13 protein-coding genes and 1 pseudogene are annotated in these 13,247 nt (G+C 59.1%); 8 read left to right on the forward strand and 6 right to left on the reverse strand.

What is annotated here, in order from left to right:
* Positions 1-160: 160 nt before the first annotated feature.
* Both ACSQ36_RS37130 and ACSQ36_RS37135 read left to right on the forward strand, forming a co-directional pair.
* Positions 161-1,498, forward strand: a complete 1,338-nt coding sequence (locus ACSQ36_RS37130; protein ID WP_436185959.1) for an MFS transporter — start codon at positions 161-163, stop codon at positions 1,496-1,498.
* A 267-nt stretch (positions 1,499-1,765) separates the two neighbouring features.
* On the forward strand, positions 1,766-1,987 hold the full coding sequence (locus tag ACSQ36_RS37135) for a hypothetical protein (RefSeq protein WP_031360236.1): 222 nt from the start codon (positions 1,766-1,768) through the stop codon (positions 1,985-1,987).
* Between the two features lie 35 nt (positions 1,988-2,022).
* On the opposite strand, the gene ACSQ36_RS37140 is transcribed toward ACSQ36_RS37135, so the two are convergent.
* Complete coding sequence (locus ACSQ36_RS37140) at positions 2,023-2,631, reverse strand: TetR/AcrR family transcriptional regulator (RefSeq protein ID WP_436185960.1); 609 nt, start codon at positions 2,629-2,631, stop codon at positions 2,023-2,025.
* Between the two features lie 140 nt (positions 2,632-2,771).
* On the opposite strand from ACSQ36_RS37140, the gene ACSQ36_RS37145 reads away from it, so the two are divergent.
* The 4 genes from ACSQ36_RS37145 (at position 2,772) to ACSQ36_RS37160 (ending at position 7,375) form a co-directional block, all read left to right on the forward strand.
* Positions 2,772-3,548, forward strand: a complete 777-nt coding sequence (locus ACSQ36_RS37145) for an SDR family NAD(P)-dependent oxidoreductase (protein ID WP_436185961.1) — start codon at positions 2,772-2,774, stop codon at positions 3,546-3,548.
* A 322-nt stretch (positions 3,549-3,870) separates the two neighbouring features.
* Complete coding sequence (locus tag ACSQ36_RS37150; RefSeq protein WP_436185962.1) at positions 3,871-5,121, forward strand: NAD(P)/FAD-dependent oxidoreductase; 1,251 nt, start codon at positions 3,871-3,873, stop codon at positions 5,119-5,121.
* Positions 5,122-5,314: 193 nt separating this feature from the next.
* Entirely contained in the window at positions 5,315-5,896 is a 582-nt protein-coding gene (locus ACSQ36_RS37155; protein ID WP_436185963.1) for a histidine phosphatase family protein, read from the forward strand.
* 696 nt (positions 5,897-6,592) lie between these two features.
* Positions 6,593-7,375, forward strand: a complete 783-nt coding sequence (locus ACSQ36_RS37160; RefSeq protein ID WP_436185964.1) for a TMEM175 family protein — start codon at positions 6,593-6,595, stop codon at positions 7,373-7,375.
* Positions 7,376-7,540: 165 nt separating this feature from the next.
* Here ACSQ36_RS37160 and ACSQ36_RS37165 read toward each other — a convergent pair.
* Both ACSQ36_RS37165 and ACSQ36_RS37170 read right to left on the reverse strand, forming a co-directional pair.
* A pseudogene (locus ACSQ36_RS37165) lies at positions 7,541-7,714 on the reverse strand (2OG-Fe(II) oxygenase); the annotation flags it as partial.
* Positions 7,714-8,289: a hypothetical protein gene (locus ACSQ36_RS37170; protein WP_436185965.1), complete on the reverse strand. Its 576-nt coding sequence runs from the start codon at positions 8,287-8,289 to the stop codon at positions 7,714-7,716. The gene ACSQ36_RS37170 and the pseudogene ACSQ36_RS37165, both read right to left, overlap by 1 nt.
* Before the next feature lie 355 nt (positions 8,290-8,644).
* Here ACSQ36_RS37170 and ACSQ36_RS37175 point away from each other — a divergent pair, with 355 nt between their 5' ends.
* Both ACSQ36_RS37175 and ACSQ36_RS37180 read left to right on the forward strand, forming a co-directional pair.
* On the forward strand, positions 8,645-9,094 hold the full coding sequence (locus ACSQ36_RS37175) for an ester cyclase (RefSeq protein ID WP_436185966.1): 450 nt from the start codon (positions 8,645-8,647) through the stop codon (positions 9,092-9,094).
* Between the two features lie 65 nt (positions 9,095-9,159).
* Positions 9,160-9,852 (forward strand): hypothetical protein, encoded by a 693-nt coding sequence (locus tag ACSQ36_RS37180; protein ID WP_436185967.1) that lies wholly within the window; start codon positions 9,160-9,162, stop codon positions 9,850-9,852.
* A gap of 325 nt (positions 9,853-10,177) precedes the next feature.
* Here the strand turns inward: ACSQ36_RS37180 and ACSQ36_RS37185 are convergent, their stop codons facing one another.
* The 3 genes from ACSQ36_RS37185 to ACSQ36_RS37195 all read right to left on the reverse strand — a co-directional run bounded on the left by ACSQ36_RS37185 (position 10,178) and on the right by ACSQ36_RS37195 (position 13,241).
* Entirely contained in the window at positions 10,178-11,608 is a 1,431-nt protein-coding gene (locus tag ACSQ36_RS37185; RefSeq protein ID WP_436185968.1) for a serine hydrolase domain-containing protein, read from the reverse strand.
* 13 nt (positions 11,609-11,621) lie between these two features.
* Complete coding sequence (locus ACSQ36_RS37190; RefSeq protein WP_436185969.1) at positions 11,622-12,425, reverse strand: lipid II flippase Amj family protein; 804 nt, start codon at positions 12,423-12,425, stop codon at positions 11,622-11,624.
* A 132-nt stretch (positions 12,426-12,557) separates the two neighbouring features.
* On the reverse strand, positions 12,558-13,241 hold the full coding sequence (locus ACSQ36_RS37195) for an SDR family NAD(P)-dependent oxidoreductase (protein ID WP_436185970.1): 684 nt from the start codon (positions 13,239-13,241) through the stop codon (positions 12,558-12,560).
* Positions 13,242-13,247 lie beyond the last annotated feature (6 nt).

The following is a 13,247-nucleotide window of genomic DNA, read 5'->3' on the forward strand; positions in this document are numbered from 1 at the left end:
CGCCCGCGCCGCAACGCGGGTATGGAAGTATTAGCCACGTTGATACTGACAATGCAAAAACGCGATTGTACGAATGATTTTTGACGCTTGATAAGTCGGTATCCCCTCTCGTACATCGCGTTTTGAACAACGCGCGCCACTTTCAAGGAACACGAAAATCATGAAGGCAGCGGTCTCCGGCAGGCAACCCGTCCGCGCAGCGTTTGCGGCTTTTATCGGCACGACCGTCGAGTTCTACGACTTCTATACCTACGCGACAGCCGCCGCGCTCGTGCTAGGTGACGTCTTCTTTCCAAGCAGCAATCACTTCATCAGCACGCTCGCTTCATTCGGCACATTCGCGGTCGGCTTCATTGCACGGCCTCTGAGCGGTGCGGTGTTCGGGCACTTGGGCGACAAGCTGGGACGCAAGAAAATGCTGCTGCTGACCATGTTCCTCATGGGCGTGGCGACAACCGGCATCGGCTTGTTGCCGTCTTACGCGACAGCCGGTATCTGGGCGCCGGCGATGCTGATCGTGCTCCGCATAGTGCAGGGCATTGCAGTGGGCGGCGAGTGGGGCGGTGCCGTGCTGATGTCGAGTGAACACGCGCCGGAAGGACGCAAGACCTTCTTCGCGTCGTTCCCGCAAATGGGAAGTCCCGCAGGCCTGATTCTTTCGCTCATTTCCTTCCGGCTGGTGACGTCGCTCAATCACGACGACTTCATCTCCTGGGGATGGCGTTTGCCGTTTCTCGCAAGCTTCATCCTGCTCGCGGCCGGCCTGGTGATTCGTTCGGGTGTCAATGAATCGCCTGAGTTCGAGGCAATGAAGAAGTCGGACGAAATGGTGCAGTCACCCGTCAAGGAAGTGCTCAAATCGCATTGGGTGCCGATCCTTTTCGCGGCGGCGGCAACGACTATAGGGTCCGCCGGATTCTTCTTCACCAACACGTTCATGATCTCGTACGTGACGGTCTATTTGCATATGTCGAAGTCGCTGATTCTCGACTGCCTGTTTGCCGTCACCGTCATTCAGCTTCTCTCGCAACCAATCTCGGCCATGCTGGCGGAACGATTTGGCAATGCCCGTTTCCTCACGGCCGCTGCGCTGCTTTCGATGCTAACGCCGTACCCCATGTTCATGCTCGTCAATACCGGAAACCCGGTGGCGATCATTGCGGGTATCGCGTTCTCGGTGGTCGTGTTGTCGGCGGTCTATGCGGTTATCGCGGGCTTCATGACTTATGCGTTTCCCCGGCATCTGCGCTATTCCGGCATCTCGATTGCGTACCAGCTCTGTGCGACGATTGCCGGCGGTACGACACCGATCATCGGCACCATGATCGCGCAGCGATTCCAGGGTCAATGGTTGCCGCTCGCGCTCTTTTTTACAGTGCTGTCGGCGGTCTCGCTGATTGGCATTCGCGGCCTGGCGCGTCTTCAAAATGGACGTGAGTCGAACGAGTCAAAACAGGCGGAATCGGTGGGGGCGCTTGAGCGGCAAGGGGTGAATTGAGGTTGGCGCAGCGCATGTCAAGTCACCTTATTTTACGGCCGGCATGCGCTTCCTTACCCGCTGAAAGACTTGAGTCTGGCTCGGTTGACCGGGCAATTGCAACGGGAAGTTTCTGCGGGCTCCGGTTACGGCCCGCACGGGCGGTTGTTCATTGCGAGAATGTAACCGTGTAATGCCGTGAAAAATGGCTGTAGCGTGAATGTCGATTTGGCTCTCTAGGATGCATGAACGCAAACGGTTGCGATTCATTCATGCAAGGAGATTCCCATGCTCAGCCCTCACGAGTTGTCGACACTGCTCCTGATCCAACACTCGCCGTCGCAAGTGGAACCTCAATGTTCCGACGTGGCGAGTCTCGAGCACGAGCACCTCGTCAGCATTGATGCGAGCACGAACGGTCGGGCTACGCCGCGCCTGACTTCGCAAGGCTCCGAGTTATTGCAGCAGTTGCATCGATTCTGCACCCGTGAGTTTGCTGAGAACCACTGAACCTGCACTCATGCCCGCCACCGTTCACCGTGGGTTCATTGCTGCGCAGCCCCGTCCTGCTTCATGACAAGCGCATGTGCGGCGGTGAGAATCGACAGCGCCAGTTCGTGATCGTCCACTGCGCGCGCCAGCGTGATCGCGCCCACGATGGTGGCCGCCACTCCTAGTCCCAGCGCTTCGCTCCCGGTTTCGTCTGCGTTTCCTTCTCCGGCTCCCGCGGCTTGTGTCAACTGATCTGCAAGCTGCCGCAAGTGCGTGGTGTAGAGCGCTTTTACGTCCGCTGTTGCATGCACCGTATCGCCGGCAAGTGCGCACAGCGCGCATCCGGTACCGGGATTGTCCGCGTGAGCGGGGTGCAGGTAGGCATCGACGATCGCTTCGAATGGTGTCTTTGAATGTTTCGCCGCATCGGCCGCGCGCGACATCACGCGTGTCTGGCCCCGTGTCATTGCCTGTTCCAGCGCGGCGATGATCAACGCATCGCGCGACGAAAAATGTCCATAGAACGCGCCGTGCGTAAGCCCCGCTCGGCGCATGCAATCGGCGACCCCCAACGCTTCCAGGCCGTGCTCGCGGATCTGCCGCGCTGCCGTGTCCAGCACGCGTTGCCTGCTCTCCGCTTTCTGCGCCTGTGAGTAACCCATCTCAATCCTCGCTTGACAATCTGCATGATGACGATAATACTGAATTTGTGGATTATGTTCAACATTTAGATTGATGGTGTGTCGTTACAGTCGATGCATTTTCTGCCGCAACCAGGCGGTGACCAACAGGAGAAGGACCCATGCGTTTCACTGATAAAACTGCCTTGATTACGGGCGGAAACAGCGGGATTGGTTTTGCGACAGCGAGGTTGTTGATAGCCGAAGGCGCTCGCGTGGCGATCACGGGGCGCGACCGCGCGAAGCTCGACGAGGCGGCGTCGGAGCTGGGCGCAAATGCGCTCGCCATCCAGGCGGATCTGGACGATCCGACCGCAATCGATTCGGTGATCAAGCAGGTCAGCGACGCTTACGGTTCGCTCGATATCGTGTTTGCCAACGCGGGGATTTCAGGGCCAACGCCGCTGGGAAGCACGACCGCTGCGGCGTTCGAGGCGATTCTGCGCACCAACCTCACAGCGGTTTTTCTTACGGTTCAGGCGGCGCTGCCGCTGATGTCGGCGGGGGGATCGATCGTGCTGAATGGTTCGGTCATGCGTGAGCTTGGCCGGGCGGGTACGGCGGCTTATTCGGCGTCGAAGGCCGGCATTACGGGCATGGCGAAAGTGTTTGCCGCCGAGCTTGTAGAACGCGGCATTCGCGTGAACACGGTGATCCCCGGCGCCACGCGTACGCCGATCTGGACCCGTGGTGCACGAGTCGGCGCGACACTGGACGGCACGGAAGACGCACTCTCACCGGCTATTCCAATGGGACGCCTCGCCGCCGCTGAAGAGGTCGCGGAGGCCGTATTGTTCCTTGCGTCGGACGGTGCGTCCGGGATCACGGCGGCCGAGATTGTGGTCGATGGCGGCACGATCGGCGCGCCATGGGGCTCCCCAGCGCTTCGCAAAAGCTAAGCACGCGTTATGCCACCGGCGCGGCACACGCAACGGCGTGGCCGCGTTGTGCGGCAGGCACTGCGGGCACGCTTACTATCCCCGCAGTGTCTCTGTCGAATATCGCCTGATAGACGACCGCTTAAAGCCCTGCTCAAATCGAGGCACATCATGGCGCGAAGACGCCGGCCGAGATGAAACGAAAGCTTTATTCCGAAAGCTTGGAGAGCGCGCGCGTATGATCTACGTCTGGAAGTTTCTGGGGCGGTGAACGATGAGTGGCGGATATCCGTCCACCATTCGCCGCCGCGAACAAACTGGACGTAGAGGAGAGATTCAACGCATGAAGTTCGACACAGTCGTGCTGGGCGCGGGCATCGTGGGGGTATCGGTCGCCATTCATTTGCAAAAGCGTGGCCGCTCGGTCGCGCTCGTGGACCGCAAGCGTCCTGGTCTCGAAACCTCGTTCGGCAACGCGGGGCTGTTGCAGCGGGAGGGTGTCTACCCCTACGCGCTTCCCCGCGACATCGGCACGCTGATGCACTACGCCCGCAATTCCTCCATCGATGTCCATTACCATCGCGACGCATTGCCCGCGCTGGCGCCATTCCTCTGGGCCTACTGGCGTAATTCCGAACCCGCGCGCCATGCCGCCATCGCGCGTCAGTACGCTACGCTGATCGAACATTGCGTGACCGAGCATGAGGTCCTTGCGCACGAGGCCGGCGTCGAGTCGTTGTTGCGTCCAACGGGCTGGATCAAGGTGTTCCACAGTGCCGCCGCTCAGGATGACGAGTTGCGTGACGCAGAGCGGTGGCATCGCGAGTTTGGCGTGCAATACAAGCTCCTCGATCCGGCGACGTTGCAACTAGCGGAGCCGCATCTCGACCGTTCGCTAATAGGCGGTTTGCATTACACGGATGCGGTGTCGGTCACCGATCCGGGTGCGTTGGTCGCGGGTTATGCAGCGTACTTCGAGCGTCTGGGAGGCCGCTTCCTGACCGGCGATGCAACGTCGCTCGAAGCCGATGGCGACGGCTGGCGCGTGATAACGCAAGACGGTGCGGTCAGTGCGTCGTCGGCGGTGATTGCGTTGGGGCCGTGGGCCAAAGACGTGACCTCGGCGCTCGGCTACCGGCTGCCGCTCGCGGTCAAGCGCGGTTACCACATGCATTACGCGCCGCAACCCGGGACGGTGCTGAACCATCCCGTGCTGGACGTGGATAACGGTTTCCTGCTCGCGCCAATGGCACGCGGCATTCGGCTGACAACGGGTGTTGAACTGGCGGATCGCGATGCGCCCAAGACACCCGTGCAACTGATGCGCGCCGAGCCCGTGGCGCGTACGCTGTTCCCGCTCGGTGAGCGGGTAGACGACGAACCATGGATGGGCCGGCGGCCGTGTACACCCGACATGATGCCGATCATCGGCCCCGCGCCGCGTCACAAGACCATGTGGTTTGCGTTCGGACACGCGCATCACGGGTTGACGCTCGGCGCGGTGACCGGGCGGCTGATCGCGTCCATGATGACGGGGGAAGAACCGTTCGTCGATGTCACGCCGTTCAGGGCTGACCGCTTCGAATCGGTCTGAAGGCAACCGCGTCTGGCCGAACCCGCACGCGATCGATCATCTGACATGCGGGGCCTGCTCTGAAAATTTGTCGATAGCCCCGTAGAATCGGGTCAGACGCAAGCAAGCTCCGCTCGTTTCGGTACTAAGCCGAACGCTGATTCCTGACCTCATCCTGCCAACGCCAATGAACGCTACCGCTACCGAAAACCACGTGAACCAGCCCGAGATCTGGCTGATCCGTCATGGTGAAACCGAATGGAGCCTGTCCGGCCAGCACACGGGCCGCACCGATATTCCTCTGACCGATCACGGGCGCGAACAGGCGCGTTCGCTGCGGCCGGTGCTTGCTGCACAGCCCTTCGACCTCGTGCTGTGCAGCCCGATGTCTCGCGCTCGCGATACCTGCGCCGAGGCAGGTCTTGGTGCACAGGCCGAAGAAGAGCCGCGGCTGAGCGAATGGAACTACGGTATCTATGAAGGCCGTACGACAAAGGATATCCGCGCTGAGGACCCTGACTGGGCCGTATGGACCTCGCCGATACCGGAAGGCGAAAACGTCGAAGACATCCAGGCGCGGGCGGAGTCTCTGATCCGGCGGCTGCTTGCCACGAACGGGCGCATCGCGCTGTTTTCGCATGCGCATTTCCTACGGGTTCTCGGTGCCTGCTGGATGGCCGATTCAGCGGCGCTTGGAGCGCATTTGCTGCTCGATACCGCGTCGGTGAGCGTGCTCGGTTTCGATCGCGAAACGAGGGCGCTTAAGCAATGGAATGTGCGTTATCCGCAATCGTAGGGCAGGGCCCTGAAACAGGAGGCATATTTTTGCAGCAAGTGCAGGGATAGGCTTTACCCGCAAAGTGTGACCCTATGTTTTACAACAAAGCCGACGTCAAGTCGGCTTTGTTGTATCTGGACGCAGCTTTGAAAGTCCCAGTTTGTTAAGGATTGTCGGACGCCTGCCCGCCGGCTTTCGCGTGCGCTTGCAGGCCGGGTGTTTAGGACAGGCGTCTACAATCCTTAACGACCGAATCCAACGACGACCGGCTCGGCTTGACCTACTACCGTCACTACCGTCGTTCGTCACGAGTCAACTTCAATGGTGGCTTCCAAGGTACAACGGCCGTCGGCAGTTCGGCCTTTGCGGTCGTGGGCGAGCTCGTCTCAGTCTTCGCGAATGTCGGCTTTAGGCGCCTTAGTTGAACTGGCGCTATCGGCCAAAACCGGCATCTCAATACGCACCGGTCAAGATCCTCAAGCGGTCGTTGAAGCACTGCCTCGATATCGAATTCCAAAGCAAGGAACGGAGTGTCTTGAATCGACCGTTGCGATACATTTTCCGCGACGAGATCCGTCATCGAACTCAAGATGCCGCGTCAGCGGTTTAAGGGGTCGTTGAGATCGGTGACGACCGTCCCTTGCCTCTGCGCTGCTCCCCAGACGGGCATGCCCCGAACTGCCCCTCAGAACGATTACGCGAAAGGAATCCACGATGCCAGCACTAGAGGAAAATAAACCTTTCATCGGACGTTGGTCGAGAGCCCTCTGGTGCAAGGCCCGCAATGTATGCAACGCACTCGCCCAGAAAGCAGGTCCGTCGTTTCCGCTCGCGCGGCCCAACGCGGAGGCGGCACAGGTTGCCGAGATAAAAAGCGTCTTTGGCCTCCCAGAGCCACGCCGTGTGGAAAGCTTCAGTGATGGGGCTTTCGCCATCATCATTACGCTGCTTGTTCTGGAGATCCATCGCCCGAACGCTGCGTCAGGAAGATTGGGGGAAGAGCTTGTGGCGGAATGGTCTTCCTACTTGGCCTATGCAATTGCGTTCATCTACGTTGGAATCATCTGGCTCAACCATCACTACATGTTCGAGCGTCTCTGTAAGGTGGATGTGACACTCAACTGTATCAATCTCGGCATCGTTGGTACCGCAGCCTTGATTCCGTTTCCGACCGGCGTGCTGGCGGGTGCATTCCGCGACGGGAACCTCATGGACCAGAAGGCAGCCGTGGTGCTTTATGCCTTGATAGCCGGACTAATGTCGGCGTCATGGCTCCCTGCCTTTCGGCATTTGCATCGTCATCCTGAACTCTTGAAGCCGCATCTGCCGGCGGCTGCTTTTGCGTCGCAGGTGCTTCGACCGGCGCTTGGCATCCTGCTTTACATCATGGCGGCGGCGCTAGGTTGGTTTGTTCACCCGCTTATCGCAATTGGGATTTTCATCTTCGTTGTCGGCTACTACGCCTTGACGAGCCAAGGCATCTATTCGAACCGATGAATGCCCGGCGGGGGGATGGCGCGCCATGCGTACCCGTGGGTACCGCGCAGGTGTGCGTGCAGGCGAGTCCCGGTTCGTCATACTCGGCCGCCTCCGTCGATGGCGGACCGAGTGCCGGGGCGTACGGCTTCGTTTCGTTCTGTGGGGTGGGTCTCCGGCCAGGGACTATTTAGCGTAGTGGAAGATGATGCCCAGTGTATGGCGCTGCCCGCGATCCAGCTTGCTGACGCCATGGCGCAAGTTCGCGCGATAGAACCCACGCATGGAGCGCACGGGGCGATGGTTGACGGCGAAGACCACCGCATCACCCTGCCGCAGCGGCACGACGTCGATATCGCTTACCAGCCCGGATATCTTGCAATGAGGTTGAGCCACAGCGAGAGACATCCGGCGTCACTCATGTACTGAATCGCTTCGCCTGCTCGCCAGGTACAGGGGACGCGACGCAGCCACGTCGAATCGGGACCCGATTGATATAGCCAGATGATCGTGCTTGTCATCATCTGCTGTTCCGGAGCCATGCCCCGGAATTCCGCCCGCCATCGCGCCATCTCCTCTGGATGATGTTCACCCGTTCGTTCGTTATAAGCAGCCGGATAGATGCTTCGGTGGAATTCGCCTTCCTGGCTGGGACAGAACAGCTTGGTCAATTGAAGTTGCCGAATGACCTGCTGCAGGACATTGTTGAAGCTCGCGGGACTTCGGCTGCCCAACGCCATCGGCACGCCACCAAGTGCCTCCAGCTCCATCGCGTCGTCTTCGTCGAGGTCAAGCAGACGCTGTACCAGGCGATCCAGTCGCGTGTCGTCGGAGGACGTGGATATATGAGCCTGCCGATGCAGGGCCTCGTTGATCACCGCAGCGCCGTTGGCGAAGGTTCGTTCGGCTGTATTAGCGCAGAGGTATTTCAGCATGAGAGACTTTCTCCAGAAAGCGTCGAAAGTAAGATCTTTTGATGGGTACGTCTTTCCGGTTCTTGCGGTATTCAACTCGACGTCAGTTTCTCGAAGTCACCAGTTCAACTACCGTATGCAGATGAGACGGCCCAAGGCATGGCGCGTACTAGCTTATTGAGGCGCCCGGCGCATAGAACCAACCATACGTGTTGCAGGCAATCCTTCTGCTCTGGTTCCGGATGAGCGGCGTGAAACGGATTGTCTGAATCGCACCGCAAGAAACGGGTAGTAGTGGGGAGGCGCGATGGATATTGTTCGTTCCAGGCGAAGCAAGCCCGCTTCGCTGCCAATCAAGCTCAGTAAGGAGTCGAACATGTCAAAGGAAGAGGACAACAAGGCGGTCGTAGGTCGCTGGTTCACCAGTTTCTGGGGCGAGAAATGTGACCTGAGCATTGTCGACGAGATCGCTGCGCCGGACATGCTGTTGAAATACTCGCTGCATGAACCCCGTCGTGGTCGTGACGACATCAAAGCGTTCATGACCGCTTTCCGCGAAGCCTTTCCGGACCTCAATTTCTGGGGCGTCACGGATCTCATCGCTGAAGGCGATTACGTCGTAGGCCAATGGGAAGGTGGTGGTACGCACACGGGCCCGGCTTTTGGTGACTTTCTTGCAGGGTCTCTGCCGGCGGCAACCGGCCGCAAGATGCACTTCACCGGCACCACCGTACTTCGTTTGAAGGAGGGCAAAATCGTCGAAGAGCTTGGTCTTGACGACGGTGTGTCGGCTCTCACGCAATTGGGGCTGATCAAGACGGTCTGAGCCTTTCTGTCATCATCGGTGTGGACCCGTCGGCGCGTCGAGTGATCGGGAGCGCAGACCGGCGAATGCCGGTCCGCGTTGTCCGGTCGGTCGACTCTTCATCCACGCAGGACGGGTCTGGCATATCAGTCACGAATCATCACTCTCCTCAAAAATTGCCGCAAGGAACGGAGCACTTCGGCGCTCCCGTACTCCAGATTATTCAGTTATCCTTAGCCAATTGGGGATCCAATATGCGCATCGAGAATCGTCGCGCCAGCGATGAGCCGAATCTGGCTGCCAGCTTCAAAACCGCTGTCATGAGTGTTTCCGGCGCAGTGGTAAGTGTCTGCGTCAAATACGCAATGTATGACGGGACCTTTCGGCTCTCTCATTGGTCCACTAAGCAGATCCTCGCGCTCTACAAGTGCCTCGAACACTACAGCGGCGTTCATTACTACGGCTCCGATTTGCAGCGCATATCGGACGATCCCAGTCTTTCCGATTTACTGCCAGCCCGGCATCCGGTTCACACTATGCTCAACGAAAGACCGGATCTGACACAGGAAGACTATTCGGAGGCGAACAAAGGCTTTTCCGTGAAGTCATTTATATTCGCCGATCACGGTGAAACATGCCGTATTTCTTGCGCGTTCGGCGACCACGTCCATCGCGCAGAGGTGCTGCCCGCATATATCGCGATGAACCTGTACGGTTCTCTTAAGGCGGGCATCGATCTGTCGGGTCTCGTCACTGTGGAAGCGGGCGGTTCGGCTTGACCTCCCGAATGGTCAAGCCCGAACGCGACATCATCAAGATGCACTGTCGCTCTGGCGGCTCGACATTATTCAGAGGTTGGATCGTTAAAGGTGAGTTCAGCTCCCTCGCAACCACGAGGCATCCCGAACCACCGCAAAGGCCGAATGACCCGACGCACATCACTGGCGCTCGACTGACCGATTTCAGAGCGAAGCAGCCGCACCAATGTCCATGCGGCAATCTTGCCAAATGACGCGTCTTGACCTCCGCCCTACGGACGATCGGCCGTACCCGACCCGCCGCGGTCATCGCGGGTGACGTAAAAACGGTCATTCACGCGGCCAATCAACGTCGGAAGACGATATCCGAAACCGCCGGCTCCAACGGCGATCTCAGTCTGGTAACGACCCCGTCCGCATGTCGGTCGAACGTGAAAACCAGGTCAGACAAGCGAGCTTCGTCGTCCTCTTTCAACTGCAACGAGCTTTCACCTCGATATACCAGCCTGCCTTTCAGGCCCCGCCAACTCCAACGCATGCCGGATGTATTGTGGGTGATCGAAATCGTGCCATAAGCTGGATTGCTATATTCGCCGATGAAGTGCTTGAGAAGCGCGTCTGGATACGGAACCACAATACCGTTGGCGCCAAAACGCCGTGCGTCAGCTTCTTCTTTTTCTAAAGTGCTTTGCCGTCTCGCGTGAAAGATCTCGAACCAGTCGATCGGCGAGAGCGAGCGCAATCGATCGAACACCGCGTACGTGATCAATTCGCGAACGGGACAGGGATCGCGATTCGTCAGCACGACAACCCCAATCTCACGATCCGGCATCATGCTGAACAGCGAACCCCAGCCGGGCAGCGAACCGGTGTGTGACACAGTGCGCTCGCCACGATAAAGCTGGCACGTCAGCCCGTATCCGTATTGGTTCCTACCGATCTCCGCGAATCCCGAATCGTCCGAGTCGATGTGCGGCGTCATCATCGTGGTCACTGCCGCTTCCGAAAGGATTTGCGCACCGTCGACGTGTCCTCGCGATAGCAGCAATCGCAGCCAACGGGCCATATCCGCCGCGCAGGTGTGGATGCCGCCGGCAGGCGTCGCGTGCATCGGCCACAATCTCGTTCGACGGGCATGCCGCCCATCCCGAACATGCGGATGCGCGAAATCGGCCGCCAATACCAATGTGTCAGTCGAGAATCCGAAATTCCTGAAACCCAAAGGCGACAAAAGGCGCTGCGTCGTGAACTGTTCCCAACTCTGCCCGCTGAGCCGCTCAGCGACCATGCCCGCGACGATGTAGCCGAGGTTCGAGTACTGGTACGCCTCGCGCAGAGGCCGGCTCGATTCCAGATAACGCATGGCATATAGGATCTGTTCCCGCGACCGCGCTTCTGGCAGCGACCACATGCGGTCATGACGGGGGAGCCCACTACGATGCGCAAGCAGATCGGAGACAGTGATAGCTTCAGTAGTAGCCGGATCGCGAAGCTGGAATTCCGGCAGTATTTCACGAACGCGCGTGTCCCAATTCAACCGCTTTTCGTCGACCAGTAGCGCAATACCGGCGGCGTTGATCGATTTGGTCAGCGAGCAGATCATGAATTGCGTGTCGGGCGTGACCGGAGCGCTCGCGCCCAGTTCACGTACACCATAACCCTTGAGCAGAATGATGTCGTCGCCTTGAACCACGGCGATGGCCAGGCCGGGAATGGCCCAGCACTTCATTGCATCTTCGACAAGACGGTCCAGTTCGATCCAATCGGCGTCGCGCATATCGCTCACCGTGCTAAATGAGTTCAGCTACGTGGACAATGACGATTGCCGCCGGAATGAGCACTGCCTGCGCGCACAGCGTACCGAGAACGCGCGCACCCGCGAGCGTCGTGATCGCGCGCCGAAAGCTGTTTTCCGAAATCTTGCCTTCGATGACGTCGTCAGTCATCACGGAAACTTGCGGGTCGATAATGACCGCCAGCACGACGGTCGCAAAGCCATTGATGACCGACGACAGATTCGCGCACGTCACCCGCAGCTCGGGCTTCAGGTATCCCGCATACAACGATGCGAACACCCCGACCGTCCAGATCGCCATTGCGACAACGTTCAGCCCGATAACTGTCCAGGACACGCCAGCGCTTGCGGCCAGTTGCGTAACGTTGTGTCGAGAAGGAAGCCGTGCGCCCGTGCGAATGGTGTTAAGACCGGCACGACTGAAGACGTGCAGCAGCAGGCGAGGAATCGAGCGGTTTGCGTGGAAGTGATCGACCGCGCGACTGAAGTAACGCTGGAACGTGGGAATCAGGAACGATCCTGCAATGCTTGCCACTGTGGCAGTCAGCAGGAACAACCGAAAGTCGGTGAGCAATCCGCTGCCCAGATGATGCGCAATGTCCAGTTCAACCCGTTTCGCGATGAACGGTCCTTGAAAGGAATTCGCTGTCCGGGAAACCAGCGCAATAATCCCGAAAAGGGAAAACGACACAGCAATGCGGCCCGTGCGAACACCTGCGATTCGCACGGCATAGGCCAATGTTGCAATCACGTGGATTACAAATGTAAGCCCGCAGATGACCAGAAGCTGGCTGTCCATGCTTTTTGCGGCGCGTGTGGCGGGGACATGAGTGTACCCGAGGCAAGTATCGACCGATGGTCTACGATCCATGTTAGCCAATCGAGTGACCGCAACCGGCTGGCTGCCGTCTTCAGAGGCTGGATTCAGAGGCTAGAACAAGTCCTCGTGCCGGCAATTCACCAGGATCTCCGCGACGCTTGCCGTATTCGGCATCGCCATGGTGTTCGCGATCAGCAAGGCCAGATCCTCGGGCTGGGTCATCGCCTGGGGTTCAAGGTCGGCTATGCCCGCGGCCATGTCGGTATTCACGAAGCCGGGGCAGATAGCGGTCGCGCGAATACCGTCGTCCCAGCCGGCTCGGCGCACCGCGTGATTCAACGCGATCACCGCATGCTTCGACATCTGGTAACCGGCGTTCAGGTTCTTCACCCGCTTGCCGGATAACGATGCAATCTGCACGACCCGCGCATCGCCGGGTTTGCGCAGGTGCGGCAACGCGGCCTGGATCAAGCGGAAGGGCGCCTTCACGTTGATATCGAGCGTTTCTTCCAACTGCTCGTCGGTGCCGTCCTCGAGCGTTATATGCGTGCATATTCCCGCGTTATTGATCAGGACATCTATGCGGCCAAAATGCTCGACGGTCGCGTCGACCCAGCGTTGCCCACTTAGCGGATCGCGCGCTTCATACGCAAAGGTGAATGCATCGAAGGGAAGGTGCGCCGACGAAGGGTCACGCATGCCCAGCGACAGCCGATAACCCCGCCGGTGCAATTCCGAGGCCACCGCCAGGCCAATGCCGCGATTCGCGCCGGAAATCATCGCTACCTTGTTCATTGCCGA

The organism is Caballeronia sp. LjRoot34 (assembly GCF_964253815.1).
Lineage (GTDB): Bacteria > Pseudomonadota > Gammaproteobacteria > Burkholderiales > Burkholderiaceae > Caballeronia.